Annotated in this window: 11 protein-coding genes; 3 read left to right on the forward strand and 8 right to left on the reverse strand. The window is 35.3% G+C overall.

What is annotated here, in order from left to right; all coding sequences use genetic code 11:
- Nucleotides 1-198: 198 nt before the first annotated feature.
- A complete protein-coding gene (locus ACHRV3_RS17955; RefSeq protein WP_395428228.1) occupies nt 199-651 on the forward strand; it encodes a hypothetical protein in 453 nt (150 codons plus the stop codon).
- A 126-nt stretch (nt 652-777) separates the two neighbouring features.
- Here ACHRV3_RS17955 and ACHRV3_RS17960 read toward each other — a convergent pair whose 3' ends face one another.
- On the reverse strand, nt 778-3,162 hold the full coding sequence (locus tag ACHRV3_RS17960; protein WP_395435787.1) for a penicillin acylase family protein: 2,385 nt from the start codon (nt 3,160-3,162) through the stop codon (nt 778-780).
- Between the two features lie 118 nt (nt 3,163-3,280).
- Between ACHRV3_RS17960 and ACHRV3_RS17965 the strand changes: the two genes are divergently transcribed.
- A complete protein-coding gene (locus ACHRV3_RS17965) occupies nt 3,281-4,837 on the forward strand; it encodes a hypothetical protein (protein ID WP_395435786.1) in 1,557 nt (518 codons plus the stop codon).
- Nucleotides 4,838-5,016: 179 nt separating this feature from the next.
- Nucleotides 5,017-6,822: a hypothetical protein gene (locus tag ACHRV3_RS17970; RefSeq protein ID WP_395435785.1), complete on the forward strand. Its 1,806-nt coding sequence runs from the start codon at nt 5,017-5,019 to the stop codon at nt 6,820-6,822.
- 51 nt (nt 6,823-6,873) lie between these two features.
- Here the strand turns inward: ACHRV3_RS17970 and ACHRV3_RS17975 are convergent, their stop codons facing one another.
- The 7 genes from ACHRV3_RS17975 to ACHRV3_RS18005 form a co-directional block, all read right to left on the reverse strand.
- Nucleotides 6,874-7,308, reverse strand: coding sequence for a glycine zipper family protein (locus ACHRV3_RS17975; RefSeq protein WP_395435784.1), 435 nt, complete (start codon nt 7,306-7,308; stop codon nt 6,874-6,876).
- A gap of 98 nt (nt 7,309-7,406) precedes the next feature.
- Nucleotides 7,407-8,687 carry a kynureninase gene (gene kynU / locus ACHRV3_RS17980; RefSeq protein WP_395428220.1) on the reverse strand — a complete coding sequence of 427 codons (1,281 nt, stop codon included), beginning with the start codon at nt 8,685-8,687 and terminating at the stop codon, nt 7,407-7,409.
- A 183-nt stretch (nt 8,688-8,870) separates the two neighbouring features.
- Nucleotides 8,871-9,920: a tRNA preQ1(34) S-adenosylmethionine ribosyltransferase-isomerase QueA gene (queA, locus tag ACHRV3_RS17985; RefSeq protein WP_047778968.1), complete on the reverse strand. Its 1,050-nt coding sequence runs from the start codon at nt 9,918-9,920 to the stop codon at nt 8,871-8,873.
- 804 nt (nt 9,921-10,724) lie between these two features.
- A complete protein-coding gene (gene aroA / locus ACHRV3_RS17990; protein WP_395435783.1) occupies nt 10,725-11,948 on the reverse strand; it encodes a 3-phosphoshikimate 1-carboxyvinyltransferase in 1,224 nt (407 codons plus the stop codon).
- Between the two features lie 80 nt (nt 11,949-12,028).
- The gene (locus ACHRV3_RS17995) at nt 12,029-12,355 is read right to left on the reverse strand and encodes a nucleotide pyrophosphohydrolase (RefSeq protein ID WP_012022600.1); all 327 of its coding nucleotides are present in this window, start codon (nt 12,353-12,355) and stop codon (nt 12,029-12,031) included.
- A gap of 2 nt (nt 12,356-12,357) precedes the next feature.
- Entirely contained in the window at nt 12,358-14,349 is a 1,992-nt protein-coding gene (locus ACHRV3_RS18000; protein WP_395435782.1) for a DUF3857 domain-containing protein, read from the reverse strand.
- A gap of 1 nt (nt 14,350) precedes the next feature.
- Entirely contained in the window at nt 14,351-16,351 is a 2,001-nt protein-coding gene (locus tag ACHRV3_RS18005; protein ID WP_047778972.1) for a DUF3857 domain-containing protein, read from the reverse strand.
- Between the last annotated feature and the right edge of the window lie 2 nt (nt 16,352-16,353).

Consider the following 16,353-nt stretch of genomic DNA (forward strand, 5'->3'; position numbering starts at 1 on the left):
TACAGGTAATCGTTCTCTTACGAACTCCGATACGACACTTTTTAAAGCTGTCGTATCGGAGTTTTTAGTTTGAAAGTGTTCTTTTCATTGGACATTTAAAACAAAAAATACTATTTTAGCGTGCCCAAAAAAAATCTTATAATCCCAAATCACCCCAGTTACAACTGTACAAGTTGTATCTAATTTTAAAAATAACCTATGAAAAATTTAAAAAAGCATTCCCTTTCGGTTTTAGTATTTTTATTGTTTGTTCCAGCGATTTGTAAGTCACAAACCTCTTCTAATGCCATACCAATGCCCTCACAGCAAAACACAATCATAATCAACCGAATTATTGAGGCTACCAATTACAAAACTTATTTTGTTGATTATTGTTTGAGCAAAATAAATGAAACGGCGTCTAAAGAAAAATGGAACGATCAAAAAACCATAGAAATAACAGAAACCATCAATTTTAAAAACTTCAGAGATGCTGTTTATAATATGTTTGCCTTTTATAATGAAGTAGAGCTTGAAACCTTATTAAAGACCTACGAAAAAGACAACGGTTACCAAACCACAAACGCAATGACAACAAACAAGGTACTGCTTAATAATCTTGATATTTACACCCGGGATATTGTTAAAGGAAAATATTTAGTGTCTAAATAAAAAAATTGGGGATAAAAGTTCGAAAACTTTTATCCCCAATTTTTTTAGGTTTGGAGGTGCAAAGGGTGAAAGAAAAAGTCTTGAGGTGAAAATTTTCACTTCTGACATTTTACATTTCACTTCTCACTATCTCGGCTTTAAAACCAACTTAGTCGAAGTCTTTACAATTTCCTCTTTATTCAATTTCATTTTTCTAAACTTTCCTGCATTGTACATTTCTGCCTGATCGTCGTAATGTTTGCTGAACGGATTTCCTGATTGCCCTGTTGGCAAGATGCTCCAACTGTTTTCTATATCCGAGAAATCGACCACTCTTCTTGTAGACGGACCACCTTTTACATGGTATTGACCTTCCGTATTTAATCCGAAGAATAAATTATTAATTACCTCATTGGTTCCCGGTGAAGCGTAAGGACCAACATTGAATAATTTTCGCAATGCTGCTACTTTTCCTAACGGGTGTTCGTGTTCAACAGTATGTACTTTAGCCCACTTCCAATCTGAAACTTGATTTCCCAATTGCTTTTGAAGGGAGCCTATAGCGTCATGAAACGATTTTGAAACAATCTCATTTCTGGTTTCTTTTACCTTTTGAGTTTTGATATTGTCCCACCATACCGAATTCTCATTGACAATCTGTCTGGCAATAATCTGTTTTCCGATATGTGTCCCTAAGAATAAATCAAAATTCTCCTTGCCCATTTCGTCTTCAAAGGTATTTTTCAAATAGAGATAAACCCATTTGCTGTAAATCGTTGGTGCAACGTCTTCAAGATTATTCGTTCCTTTCCATGATTTTAAAACCGTAATGGCTTGCTGTTCTTCTGTTGAAAGTTTGCTGTTGTCTAAATTCGAAATTAAATTCCGAACTGTCCCTGCTGCAACCGGAGAGGTATTATCGTAAATCATTTTACTAATCGCTTCTTTATCCCAATCTGATTTGGCATCCATTAACTGCGAAATTCTTTTAGCACGATCTTCCGGCAGATAATATCCCGGATACAAATAACCGTCAACCGCTTCGGGCTGATTGTTTGCTGAGTACACATATCCCCACTTTGGATTTTCGGAAGACGGATTTTTCTCAAAATCCAACTGTTCTGTAATATCATCTTTTCCGCTGGCACCGTCTAAAATAAAAAAGGAGTTCACACCTTTATTGTGTTTGTACAATTTTCCTGTTGCCCACCAGGCCACATTTCCTTTGGCATCCCCATACATTACATTTAATCCCGGCGCTGCAATTAACTTAACTGCTTTTCTAAAATCATCTTTGCTTTTAGCGTGCGAAATTCCGTAAACAGCATCCAAAATCTGGATTGGCTCTCTGGTATACGTCCACGACATGGCAATTGGATTTCTTTTATCCAAATGATCTAATATATCATTCATAATCGGTCCGTGTCGACTGGATTTAATAGTCATAACAACGTCTGATGTATCTTTAACTTTGATCGTCTTTTTTCTGGTTTCGTAGGCACTAAAACCTGTTGGGGTTTGATATTGATTGGTATCATCAGCTTTGTTTTTCTCCTGATAGAAATCAATATCATCATTTTCAAACATGGTTAACCCGTAGGCATAATTTCGGTTGTGCGCCAATAACGGAAAAGGTGTTCCGGCCAGATAACATCCGTACAACTCAAAGTCAGGAGCAATCAAATGCGCTTCGTACCAAGTTGCAGGCTGAGAAAATCCGATGTGCGGATCATTAGCAAAAATCACTTTACCGCTTTTCGTTTTCCGTGGCCCGGCAACCCAACTATTACTTCCAATAAACGGTGGAATTGGCGATTTATCCAACAAGGCAGCAACCGATTTTGCAACCGCCGTATATTCTTCTAAATTTTCTTTTGAACTTTTAAGCTGTGTGGTATTAAACTCTCCTTCGATCCCTAAATCTTTTACATATTCAGCACCATATTTATTGCGAATATTAGTCAATAACGGATCCGTTTTCTGCGCCATCGCAAAACTAAAAGACATATATCCGAAAATATTATAAACATCTTTTATCGTAAACTTTTCCTTTTTTACACCTACCAGCGTAAACTCAATCGGGGTTACTCCTTCTTCGAGATACTGATTAATTCCATCTAAATAGGCCATCGTTAACTGATAACTCGGACTGTTTTTGTCTAATTTAGAAATGGCTTTCGCCGACGCCTCTTCGATCCCAATTCCGGAGAAAAATTTATCGTTTTTAAGGGCTACCGAACCAAAAATCTCAGACAATTTTCCCGGTGCAATGCGACGTAACAACTCCATTTGCCACAATCTTTCCTGCGCATGCACATAACCCAAAGCCGTCATCGCATCTTTTTCTGAACTCGCATAAATATGAGGAACACCAAAATCATCAAAATAAACGGTTGTTTCTTTTTCCAGATTATTAAGTTGTAATTCTCCTTCATACTTGGGTTTCAAGTGAAATATATAACCACACAACCCAATTCCAAGAGCAACAATTACGACCAATAAAACCAACAGGATTTTTTTAATTTTTCTCATATGCAAAAAAGTATAAACAGACAGACAATTTAGTAATCATGTAATTTAAAAACGGAATCATATAAAAACCATTCTTTATAAAAGTTTAAATTTATGTATTAAAGTTAACACAATAATAATGTCTATCTATAAAAAAATAACAATCGGTATCATTTTAGTCTTTGTTTTTGTGCTTTTAGCCAATAGCGGTCTTAATTATTGGATAAAAAAACAACTGCCAGTCATTATTCACGAGAAAAACAAAACCGCCTATCATATCAATTATGAGAAAATCGATGTGGCATTACTGTCCAGGAATATCCATGCGTACACCTTAGTCGTTCATCCAAAAAACCAGCCTAAGGACAGTAAAAATGGACTTTTCACAAAAATTGAATCTATTACAATTAAACATTTTAACATCTGGGATTTGGTCTTTCGTAATGTTATTCAGGCCGAAAGTATTATCATCAACAAACCCCGTATCATTTTATACAAAAAAGGCACAAAGCTTTTAAACAACAGCAAAAGTATCGAGACAGAAATCATTGCTCCTTTCCGAAAAATAATAGCCGTTTCCAACGTTTACCTTAATGACGGCGCCGTAGATGTTGTTTCCTTACAAACAAGCAAACCGATCTTTACGATCAAAAAAGTTCTTTTGAAGCTCGAAGGTATTTTGATTACCGACGCTACATTACAAGAAAAAATTCCGTTGCACTACAAAAAATACACCTTGGTTTGTGACAGCTTATATTACAAACCCAGCTCCTTTTATCGTATTACAGTCGGTAAGATTAGTACCGAAAATAACTTTTTAAAAATCAATAAATTCTCGGTTTTACCGGAATATTCGAGAAAAGTCTTTGTGCAAAAACTGGAAAAAGAAAAAGATATTTATACCCTAAAGCTTGACTCCGCGCATCTGAACAACCTGAAGTGGGGTTTCAAAAACAACCGTTTCTTTTTTAATGCTTCTTCTTTGGTTGTAAACCATCTGGATGCGAATATTTACCGCAGTAAAATACCAAAAGACGATTTAAGCAAGAAGCCTTTGTATAATGCTTTGCTGCGAAAAATTAAATTCCCGATGAAAATTGATTCTTTACAAATCCGAAAATCAAAATTGGTTTATGAAGAAGAGATCGACTTCTCTAAAGGTCCGGGTATTTTAACTTTTGATCATTTCAATCTTCAGACCACTGCGATCCAAAGTGGTTTTGAGTTAAAAAAAGCGGATGACACCAAAATTACGGTGGATTGTCAATTCATGAAGAACTCGGCTTTGCATGTTAATTGGAGTTTTAATGTTTTGGACCCGAAAGACAGCTTTCACATTCAGGGAAGGATCTCCAATTTTGATGTGGCGGCTTTGGCTAGATTTACCAAGCCCTATATAAACACTTCTTTTACGGGAACTTTTAAAACGTATCAATTTAATTTTTACGGAAACGATGGCAATGCAACCGGAAATGCCTCTTTAGTTTATGATGATTTAAAAGTAACCCTTTTTCAAAAGAAGAATCCTGAAAAGAAAGCCAAACTCAAAACGGCTATAGCCAATATAATTCTGAAAAATGATTCTGATGAGAAGGCCAAAAAAGCTGCTGTGGCATTAGATCGCATTCCCGAGAAATCATTTTACAATTTTTTATGGCGTGCTATTGCTGAATCTTTGAAAAAAATTCTGGTTTAGAGGTATCGACCTTATAGCTATCATAAGTTTATGTTTTACACCTACAAAGTCGAAAAAGACCTTGCAGGTGCAGAACATTTTAAAATTTTAAATATTAATCGAATTCAGGTTAAAGATGATATTTATCAGCTTTTTAGCGAATCTTTTTTCCAACATTTGCTTTCTTAACGTAAAAGTAAATGACACAGAAAAATCTACACACTTTTCATATTCCGGTAATGGGGCTTGCTTATACTATAGACAGTCCGATTCGGGTTGCGCAATATGGTATTTCATCTGTAATCTCTATTGCCGATGATGAGTTAATCGAAAAAATGAGGCTTTTTTACAGCACCAAATTCAATCAGCCGTATCAGGAAATAAGTCAAAAAATTCAGGATCACCGTGCGGAACGCATCACTTCTTATCTCAATTTAGTCGATAAAATTGTAAAGCAAAAATTTCAAAATTTCAAAACAGAATTGGCGGAGAGCAAAGCAGTTCTTGAGAATTTCATGGCCATGTTACCGAATACCTCCATCATCAAAAAAGGTTTTCAGAATTTACTTGAGGATGGAATTTCTTTCAAGGAAAATATTCAAAATTACATTGAATCGCATCTTTCGGCGGGTGCTATTGATGTCAATATTATGACGAAACTCGATAAAGACAATTTTGTCAGGAATACCCAACTTCCGATTGCGTTTAATGATGCTCATGCCGCTTTAAGAGGCTTTGCGAACAGCAATCTCGATTCCTCTATCGTATTGTCGGCTGGGATGAATCCGAGACTTTTTAGTTATTTTGAGAATTTCCCTGATTTTTATCCCGATCAAAAAAATGCACTCAAAAAGAAAATTATTCTAAAAGTTAGTGATTTTCGTTCTGCTATGATTCAGGGCAATTTTTTAGCCAAAAAAGGGCTTTGGGTTTCAGAATACCGCATCGAGTCGGGTTTAAACTGTGGTGGCCACGCTTTCGCTACGGACGGACTGCTCTTAGGGCCGATTTTAGACGAATTCAGGCAAAAAAAAGAACAATTAGTACAATCGTCCCACGAATTAATGATTAAGGCATTACAGCAAAAAAACAAATCTTTTCCTGAACAGGCTTTAGCGACAAAAATTACCGTTCAGGGCGGGGTTGGAACTGCCGAAGAACATGACTTTTTATTAGAAACCTATCAAATCGATTCGATTGGATGGGGTACTCCTTTTTTACTGGTTCCCGAAGCCACTTCTGTCGATCAGGAAACCAGAAGCTTATTGATCAATGCCAAAGAAGAAGATCTTTATTTAAGTCACATTTCGCCTTTAGGAGTTCCTTTCAATTCATTAAAAAATTCGACAAATGAACTACTAAAACAAAAACGTATTCAGGAAAACAAAGCGGGGAGTTCTTGTCCCAAGCGATTTCTGGCTTTAAGCAAGGAATACGATCCAACAGGAATTTGTACGGCTTCAAAAAAATACCAAGACATAAAACTGGCGGAACTGGAAAATTCAAAAAGCATGATTTCAGCTGCTGTTTATGAAAAAGAGAGAACAAAAATTACCGAGAAATCTTGCTTATGTGTTGGTTTGGCCAACGCCAGTTATCTGGAAAATGAAATTAAAATAAAAGGGCAGGCTCAGGGTGTTGTAATCTGTCCCGGTCCCAATATGGCCTACTTTGATCAGGAAGTTTCCTTAAAAGAAATGTTGCAACACATCTATGGAAATAAATCCGTTTTACGAACTTCAAACCGTCCCAATCTATTGGTAAAAGAACTAAAAATGTATTTGGATTACCTTAGAAATGAAATTGAAAATACAACAGAGGAAGTTACTTCCAATCAATTAAAAAAATGGAATACTTTTAAATCCAATCTTTTTAAGGGCATTGAATATTATCAAAATTTATTGGAATCAACCTTATACTTTAAAGCTGATTTCAACCAAATTAAGGAGCAATTTAATTCTTATAAAGTAGAGCTAACGGAAATTAAAGTTCCTGAACATTGCTAAAAACGGAAAGCCCCGAGTTCAACTAGAACTTCGGGGCTTTTATATTTAAATTTATTCTTTTTTATTCTTTTTGGAATCTATAATCGCTCCTGTTCCGGCACCAATTCCGGCTCCGGCCAATCCTCCGATCACAGCTCCCTGTCCTTTTTTCTTACTCACTGCTGCTCCGGTAATAGCGCCTACTCCGGCACCAATTACAGCGCCTTTTGCCGCAGAACTCCAGCCTTTCTTTTTGGCAGTTGGTGGTGGCGTTGCTCTTTCGTCACGCTGCTCATTCATCACGACTACTTTCTGAGCTTCTGCTTTTTCTTTTTCACTTTCCAATCTGGCCATTTCAACCTTCATTGAATCGATAATCCTTTGCTTGCTAATCTCTACTTTCATCGAATCAATACTGGCTTGCCTTGCCTTATTGAGATCCATCTTATCCTGATTTTGACAGGAAATGATCATTAAGGTTACAATTAGTACACATACTGTTTTCATGTTGTTGGATTTTACATTTATACCCTACAAAATAAAGCAGAATACCCAACCCATATGTTATAGGATTCGATCGAAAAATTACAGAATTACACGATTGCTTATTGTTTGGCTAAAATCCCTTTTTTAAGAATTTGTCCAAAATCATACATATCTTCATAAGAACAATACAATGGTACTGGGGCTAAACGAATTACATTAGGTTCACGCCAATCTGTTATAACGCCATTTTTCATCAAATAGTCAAATAAACTTCTTCCTTCGCCATGTAAAAATACAGACAATTGTGACGCTCTTTCTTCCGGATTTGAAGGAGTAATAATTTCGAAAGTACTCGCTACTTCTTTATCGATTTCTTGCAAAACAAATTCTAAGTAAGCCGTAATATGATCTCTTTTAGCAATCAGCGCCTCCATACCTACTTCGGCAAACATTTCTACGGAAGCCAAATAGGGAGCCAATGAAAGTATTGGTAAGTTACTAATTTGCCATCCTCCTGCTCCATTAACAGGGTCAAAAGTCGGTTCCATTTTAAAACGACGTTCTTTATTATGTCCCCACCAGCCTGCAAAACGAGGCAAATCAGGATTAGTATGGTGTTTTTCATGCACAAAACAACCCGAAGCATTTCCCGGTCCTGAGTTCATATATTTATAACTGCACCAGGCTGCGAAGTCTACCTTCCAGTCGTGCAGTTCCAGTTTGATGTTTCCGGCAGCGTGTGCCAGATCCCAACCTACTTTTGCTCCTGCCTTATGTCCTGCTGCAGTAATGGTTTTGATGTCAAAAACTTGTCCGGTGTAATAATTTACACCACCTATTAAAACCAAAGCCAGTTCATCACCCACTTCTTCTATTTTTGCCAAAACATCTTCCAGACGAATATTGTGTTCTCCTTCACGACGTTTGATTTCTACAATCGCGTCTTCGGGTTTATATCCATGAAAATGTACCTGACTTTGGAACATGTACTGATCGGAAGGAAAGGCTTTTTCTTCGCAGATAATTTTATAACGCGTTGCGGTTGGCTGATAAAAAGAAACCATCAATAAATGCAGATTCACCGTTAAAGTATTCATCACCGTCACTTCTGAAGGTAAAGCTCCAACAATTTTACTCAGTGGTTCAGCAAATCTTTCCTGATAGTCCCACCAAGGTTTCTGTGCATAAAAATGACCTTCAACAGCAAGTTCTGCCCAATCATTCATTACTTCATCGATATAGGCTTTGGTCCGTTTTGGCTGTAATCCCAAAGAGTTTCCGGTAAAATAGATCACCCGTTTATCGTTTACTTTTGGAAAAATGAATTGCTCCTGATACTTATTTAAAGCATCTTGTGAGTCAAGTTGTTTCGCGAATTCGCGTGTATTTAGAAAAGTCATTGTTTTTGTTTTGTTTGTAAAAATAGGAAAATGTTTTTGTTTGTCTCAGGTTTCAGGTTTCAAGTTTCAGGTTTCAGGTTCCAAACCTGAAACCTGAAACCTGAAACAAAAGAAACAAAACCTTCCCAAAAACAAAAAACCCATCATTAACGATGGGTTTTCTTATTTTAATCTTATTTCTAATTAGATGATCAGCATGGCATCTCCGTAAGAATAGAATTTGTATTCTTCTTTGATTGCTTCTTCGTAGGCTCTTTTCATTAAATCATGACCACAGAAAGCTGAAATCATCATTAATAAAGTAGATTTCGGTGTGTGGAAATTTGTAATCATACAGTTCGCAATACTAAAATCGTGAGGAGGAAAAATAAATTTATTCGTCCATCCTTCGTAAGGATTTAAGGTATTTTGAGAAGATACAGAACTTTCGATCGCACGCATTGAAGTTGTTCCAACAGCACAGATACGTTTTCTGTTTGCTTTTGCAGCATTTACAATATCACAAGCTTCCTGATTGATAATCAATTCTTCTGAATCCATTTTGTGTTTAGACAAATCTTCTACTTCAACCGGGTTGAAAGTTCCTAAACCAACGTGTAATGTTACTTCAGCAAAGTTTATTCCTTTGATTTCTAATTTTTTCAAAAGGTGTTTCGAGAAGTGTAAACCTGCAGTTGGTGCCGCTACAGCTCCTTCTTCTTTTGCATAAATAGTTTGGTATCTTTCAGCATCTTCTGCTGTTACCTCTCTGTTGATGTATTTTGGGATTGGAGTTTCTCCAAGTTCTGTTAATTTATTTCTGAATTCTTCGTAAGAACCATCATATAAAAAACGTAATGTTCTACCACGAGAAGTAGTATTGTCGATTACCTCAGCAACTAACGAATCGTCATCACCAAAATAAAGTTTGTTACCAATTCTGATTTTACGGGCCGGATCAACCAAAACGTCCCAAAGACGTTGCTCAGAATTTAATTCTCTCAATAAGAAAACTTCAATTCTTGCTCCTGTTTTTTCTTTGTTTCCGTACAAACGTGCCGGGAAAACTTTAGTATTGTTAAGAATCAAAACGTCTCCATCATCAAAATAATTGATAACATCTTTGAACATTTTGTGCTCTATAGTTTGTTTTTGACGGTCAATTACCATTAAACGAGACTCGTCTCTGTTTTCTGCTGGGAATTCGGCTAAAAGTTCTTTCGGTAAATTAAACTGAAAATGTGATAATTTCATATTTGAATTGTTGATTTTAGAATGTAGAATTTAGATTTTTTATCTAAAATTATAAATCGAGTGCAAATATACGATTGTGAGATAGGCGTTGTCAAGTGTTTTGCTGTTTATTTTCAAAAGTCCTTGATTTACTGCCACTTTGACCTTATTAAAAAAGGTGTTTTTTGAACCATATAAGTGATATCAGTTCATTTTAACTAAACCTTATGATTGGAGTGCTCATTTATCTATCGCGGATATCTCAAAATGTGTGTTTTTTTAAACCATATAAGTGATGTAAGTTCATTTAAACTAAACTTTATGATTGGAGCGTTTACTTATCTATCGTGGATATCTCAAAATGTGTGTTTTTTTTAAACCATATAAGTGAGGTAAGTTCATTTAAACTAAACTTTATGATTGGGGCGCTCACTTATATATCGCAGACATCTCAAAATGTGCTTTTTTTAAACCATATAAGTGATGTAAGTTCATTTAAACTAAACTTTATGATTGGGGCGCTCATTTATATATCGTGGAGATGCAAAAATGCGTGTTTTTTTTTAACCATATAAGTGAGGTAAGTTCATTTAAACTAAACTTTATGATTGGGGCGCTCGCTTACCTATCGGAGAGATGTCAAATGCAAAACAGTTCTCCATTCTACTTTTAAAACAAAAACAATCCAAATAAATCTGTAGATCTACATGATAAAAACTCACATTAAACCAAGTCAAAAAAAACCTCCGGGTTAAAACCGAAGGTTGTTCCAAATAAGCGCATTTTTTAAATGAACTTATATTACTTATATGGTTAAATCAATAATTACAATTCAGAAACCTCAAATTTTAGTGCTTTTAAATCATTCCAGAAATCCGGATATGATTTTGAAACTACTTCGGCATCTTCGATAATAATTGGAACTTTAAGTGCTAAAGGAGCAAATGCCATTGCCATACGGTGATCGTTGTAAGTAGCAATTTTTATATTGTGATTGATATTTTCTGAAGCAACCAAAGTCAGACTGTCGTTAGTAACCGAAATGGTGGCTCCTAATTTTGTTAGCTCGATTCGCAAAGCTTCCAATCGGTCCGTTTCTTTGATTTTTAAAGTGTGAAGACCCGTTAAATGACACCCAATTCCTAAACCTAAACAAGTCACCACAATAGTTTGTGCAATGTCGGGGGTATTGTTTAATTCCAGGTTTAATGTTTCATGTTTAAAGTTGGGTTGTTTTTTCAAAGTCATTTTATTTCCTTCGAAAGTCGTTTCCACTCCCATTTTCTCGTAAATACCAACTAAAGCCGAATCTCCTTGTAAACTGTCTTTTTTATAACTGCTTAATGTAATCGATGCACTATCTGCCAATGCCACTAAACTAAAAAAGTAAGAGGCAGAACTCCAATCAGACTCTACCACCATTTCTTTTGAAGCAACGGTCTCTTTTGGATAAACTTTGATCACATTCCCTTCAAAACTGGTCTGAATCTCTAAATCTTTTAACAAAGCGAGCGTCATATTTATGTATGGAATCGAAGTAATTTCTCCTTCTAAAGTAAGCTCTAAACCGTTTTCTAATTTTGAGGCTACTAATAAAAGTGCTGAAATATACTGACTGCTTACATTGGCAGCCAAAGTTACTTTTGAAGCGCTAACTTTTTTTCCTTTGATTCGTATTGGCGGATATCCAACTTCTTTTTCATATGAAATTTCAACCCCTAATTGTGCCAAAGCTTCAACTAAAATTTTTATCGGACGCTCTTGCATTCTGCTTGAACCCGTCATTACCACTTCGCGTCCTTCGTTTACAGCAAAGTAGGCTGTTAAAAAACGCATTGCAGTTCCGGCATGGTGAATGTCTACAATTTCATCCTTTCCAATCAAAGCTTTTTGCATTACTTCGCTGTCATCAGAGTTTGAGGTATTGGCTAAAGTAATATTAGGAAACAATGCTTTTAGCAACAACAAACGATTGGTTTCGCTTTTTGATCCTGTAACTGCTATTTGACCTTCTAAATTTTTATGATTGGTGTGTAGTACTAAATTCATTTTAGGCGTGTTGTTTTATGCATTTCCGCAAATTTATTTTAAAAAAAGGACACACCAAAACTTTGCCGTGACTTATCACATTATTTTAATTTATCGTTGTTTTTGTGACGGTCTTTGTCTCTCACCGATTTCAAATCCATTTTCTTATCAAAAGCGGCTTGTAAATCTATACCGGTTTGGTTCGCCAGACATAAAACCACAAATACAACATCGGCAAGTTCTTCGCCTAAATCTTTATTTTTATCGCTTTCTTTTTCGGATTGCTCTCCGTAGCGACGGGCAATGATTCGGGCCACTTCACCTACTTCTTCTGTAAGTTGTGCCATGTTGGTCAATTCATTAAAATAACGAACTCCATGTTCTTTGATCCAGGTATCTACGTCTAATTGTGCGTTTTTCAAATCCATTTTTATACTTTTTTTAGAACAATTTTTTCATTTTGACTTCCGATCATCTTCTGGAAAAAATCTTTTAATCCGCTGTATTGATCTGCTGCAAAAATACTACTGTTAATCTCTTTTGTACAACTAATTTGAATTTTGTTATCAATATTGGCAATGCTTAAAACATAAACCATTTCTTTATTTTCTAACGAAATCCTAACAGGAGCAGGCAATGACTCTACTATATAACCCGCAGGAATCTCCAGGTTTACGTTTATTTTCTCTTGTGTCGGATAACCAAAATAAACCGGCATTTGTCTGTTTTCCTGATTAAAAGGATTTTTTGACGTTGTAAAAAACAAAAGCGGATCAATAAATATCTTTCCTCCTATTCTCTCGAATTGATTTTCGGACGTAAAGGAATACGTTTCTATAATAGGATCATTTAAGGTCGTTTTTTTGTTTTCAATTTTATAATCCGAAATTTTCAAATTTCCCAGTTGTTCTTCCAATTTCTCAAGATAACTAGCTTCGCTTTTAGTCGCATTTTTAATTCTAAAACTATAAGCGTCGTAATCTGTTCTCTGAATCCTTATTTTTCCATCAATCGCTCCAGAAGCATCTATTTTAGCTAAAATATTCGAATATTCTTTAGACGCTACTTTCGGCATTAAATCAATTTCCAGTGAAGTGCCATCTTTCTTGATAAGTCTTCCTTTCCAGTTTAATACACTTAACGGCAAAATATTCGGAGAAGTAAATTTATGAGAAGCGTCAAGCAGAATTTGTTTACCCTCAATTTCCGCAGCAGCAATAACATAGTTAAAACCTGTTCTTGTCGGATAAACCGGAACTCCATTTTCAATTGTACTTACCAAAACAGGATTTACTTCTATACCTGCCAATTTCAGCATGTTTATCAAAATAAAATTAATTTCCGCAACATTACCCATTTGATCGGCATATGCTTTGGCTACCCCTTTATCGGTGTAACAATCATTAACTTCATTCCAATTCATTTTGTTTTGAACGAAATTAAAAATGGTGCTTAATCTCTCGTTTTGAGATTCAATGTTCGTCAACAATCGTTTGACATCTTCTAATAAAAAATTATTTACGTTGAGTTCTTTCCCAAAATTATCACTTTTAAAAATATTCTTTGCCACACCTTCCCAGGTAATAGTGTAATCTTTGTCAGGCATATCGGGAGAACGAATTCTTTCGAGCTCTTGCTGAATAGTACCTCTATAATTATCGACATTATTAACATAGGGTTCTTTTACCAAAGCCGGTATGTCTTTTCCTTTATAAACAGCATTGATTTGCTGATAAGAAAGCGAACTTGTTTTATTGTATTGATCCTCGAAAGCCTGATATCCTTTAACCAATTTCGCTGCTGTTTCGATCGGAAAACCTCCTACCAATATCGGTTTATAGATGTATACTTCAGGAATCTCCATTTTGTATTCAAAATAATTCACAGGAATACTATATTGGATCTCAAAATCAGGAAATCGAACTAAATTTTCAGATTTCAAAATATACTTATACTCGATAATGGAACCTACTTTTACATTGGGTAATGTTATTGTTTTCTCGTTCCAATATTTGTTTATCTTTTTCTTAAAGGCTCCTTCGCTGTCGAGTTTTGTTTTTACGATCGCGCCTTTTTCGAGATTATACGTAACCGCATTAGAAAACTCCAAGTGATCTTCATTCAAATTTTCGTAACCAATGTAATAACGTGCGTTTTGATCTGCCCAACTAAGACCTTCCTTTTTATAGATTTTGATTTTAAATTCATAGACATGATTGGCTACAAATCCATTTTTTAAATTATAAGTAAAGAATGTTCTCCCTTTTTTAAACAAAATTGCTGCTGCTGCAGTCGTATCTTTTGGATTTACTTTTTCCTCGAGCTCCGAAATTGTCACTTTCCCTAACTCCTGATTTTGAGCATTTACTCCAATCGGACAACAAACCACAAAAAACAAAACACCGATAACCCTTAATAACATTTTATATTCTTTTTAAAACTACTTTTTCAGTTTCTTTAGCAATCATTGCTTTGTAATATTCTTTTAACATCTCATATTTTTCAGGCGTAACAACTGCCTCATTTATTTGATGCAGGATAGACAATTGAAGTACACCACTGTTCTCAGCGATGTTAAACTTAAAAGTCCCCAAATTATCCTCCATTGCTATCGCCGCAGGAGCCGGTAACGTCTCTACTGCAAATCCTTCTGGTAACTTAATCGTGATATTGAATTTATCTGCAAAAGGGAATCCAAAATCAACCGGGTATTCACGTGTTTCCTGCTTAAAAGAATTTTCTGTATTGGTGTAAAACAACATTGGATTAATGTAGATTTTACCTCCAATTACTTCGGCCAGATTGTCTCCTTTAAAAGAATAGGTTTCTATAGCCGGCAGTAAAATTTCTTTTTCGTTTGTTCTGCTGTAATCGTTGATTTCTATTTTGTTATTTTCATTCTCCAACTTTTCAAGATAGACATCCTCTTTTACTCCATCTATCTCATTTCTATAAGACATGGCATTATAATCGGTACATTGTCTTCTTACTTTTCCTGTAACTTTACCTTCGGCATCAATCTCATAATTCATAAAAACATTATCGCCTGATGGTTTTTTAGGTACTAAATCAATCGATTCAGAAGTTCCGTCTTTACGGATTAATCTACCTTGCCAGTTCAGCACTCTAAAAGGCAGAATGTTAGGTGATGCATATTTACTTGTTGCATCTAGTAAAATAGTCCCGTTTGGAGTTTCAACTGCAGCAATTACATAATTAAAAGCGGTTCTATTAGGGAATAAAGAAATTCCGTTCGAACGCGTACTTACCAAAACCGGATTAGCATTTAAACCCGAATGACGCAACATAGCAGTTAACATTAAATTGATATCTGCAATATTACCCGTTTTTTCTTTGTACGCTTTTTTGACACCACTGTCGCAGCTATACCCCAGGTAATCGTTCCATTTTACGGAAGATTTTACATAATTTAAAATCGCCATTATTCGATCTTCACTTGTAACTTTACCGTCTAATACTACTTTTAAATCATCCTCAAAGTACCCTGTCTTATTTAGCTCCGGGCCAAAATCATCATAATTATAGATCGTTTTAACTACTGAGTTCCAATCTGTAGAATAGGCCTTCATTGGTTCATTGGGAAATTGAACCATTGACAACTCGAATTGAACACTTGAAGTATAATTATCGATATTATTTACATAAGCTTCCTCTCTCATAGCCGGAAGATTTTCTGCTATATAATTTGTTTTGGTTTCGAAATAATTATGCTGACTATTAGAATATCCAGAACCCCCTGATCCCCCTTTATTTAAAAAAGTGATGCTTTTCGTATTTTTATCAGTTGTCACTTTAGGAAACACATATCCTTTTTGTCTTACATTAAAAACATAGTACTCAGGAACATAGCTCGTAAACTCCGAATAATTCACCGGAATACCCATTTGAAAATCCCAATCCCTAATTTCCCTGAAAGGACTTCTGATCGTATATTTAAATTCGATTACAGATCCTTCTTTAACATTAGGCATTGTTATTTTTTTTCTGCTTCTGTACTTGTTAATAATTTCATCAAAAGACCCATCGCTTTTAAGCTTAGTTTTCTCTATTTTACCTGCAACTAAATTAAACGTAGCAGCCTCTGAAAACAAAACTTTTTCTCTACTGTTACTTGCAGAGTAATACCAAACTTCCTTATTAGCAAGATCATAACCCTCTTTTTTATAAATTTTAATTCTGGTTTCAACCTCTGTCAAAGTAACAAAACCATCTGTTTGATCGTATTCTATGCTTGTTTTCCCTTTTTTATACAAAACAGCTGCAGAAGCTGCAGTATCTTTAGGGTGCACTTTTTGTTCTAATTCAGCAATGGAAACTTTCCCCAATTTAAACTCCTGAGCCGTCAGCTTAAGAAGAGAAAAAAAGAAAGCGAATACAATAATGGGTAGTTGATTAATTTTCATTT

The sequence above is a fragment of the Flavobacterium sp. FlaQc-49 genome (assembly GCF_044005985.1).
GTDB classification, from domain to species: domain Bacteria; phylum Bacteroidota; class Bacteroidia; order Flavobacteriales; family Flavobacteriaceae; genus Flavobacterium; species Flavobacterium cupriresistens.

What these genes read in the sequence shown, in the direction of transcription:
- ACHRV3_RS17970 (WP_395435785.1), top strand. Translation starts at nt 5,017, where the DNA reads ATGACACAGAAAAATCTACACACTTTTCATATTCCGGTAATGGGGCTT.
- kynU (WP_395428220.1), bottom strand. Translation starts at nt 8,687, where the DNA reads ATGACTTTTCTAAATACACGCGAATTCGCGAAACAACTTGACTCACAA.
- ACHRV3_RS18005 (WP_047778972.1), bottom strand. Translation starts at nt 16,351, where the DNA reads ATGAAAATTAATCAACTACCCATTATTGTATTCGCTTTCTTTTTTTCT.
- ACHRV3_RS17955 (WP_395428228.1), top strand. Translation starts at nt 199, where the DNA reads ATGAAAAATTTAAAAAAGCATTCCCTTTCGGTTTTAGTATTTTTATTG.
- ACHRV3_RS17975 (WP_395435784.1), bottom strand. Translation starts at nt 7,308, where the DNA reads ATGAAAACAGTATGTGTACTAATTGTAACCTTAATGATCATTTCCTGT.
- ACHRV3_RS17965 (WP_395435786.1), top strand. Translation starts at nt 3,281, where the DNA reads ATGTCTATCTATAAAAAAATAACAATCGGTATCATTTTAGTCTTTGTT.
- ACHRV3_RS17995 (WP_012022600.1), bottom strand. Translation starts at nt 12,355, where the DNA reads ATGGATTTGAAAAACGCACAATTAGACGTAGATACCTGGATCAAAGAA.
- aroA (WP_395435783.1), bottom strand. Translation starts at nt 11,948, where the DNA reads ATGAATTTAGTACTACACACCAATCATAAAAATTTAGAAGGTCAAATA.
- ACHRV3_RS18000 (WP_395435782.1), bottom strand. Translation starts at nt 14,349, where the DNA reads ATGTTATTAAGGGTTATCGGTGTTTTGTTTTTTGTGGTTTGTTGTCCG.
- queA (WP_047778968.1), bottom strand. Translation starts at nt 9,920, where the DNA reads ATGAAATTATCACATTTTCAGTTTAATTTACCGAAAGAACTTTTAGCC.
- ACHRV3_RS17960 (WP_395435787.1), bottom strand. Translation starts at nt 3,162, where the DNA reads ATGAGAAAAATTAAAAAAATCCTGTTGGTTTTATTGGTCGTAATTGTT.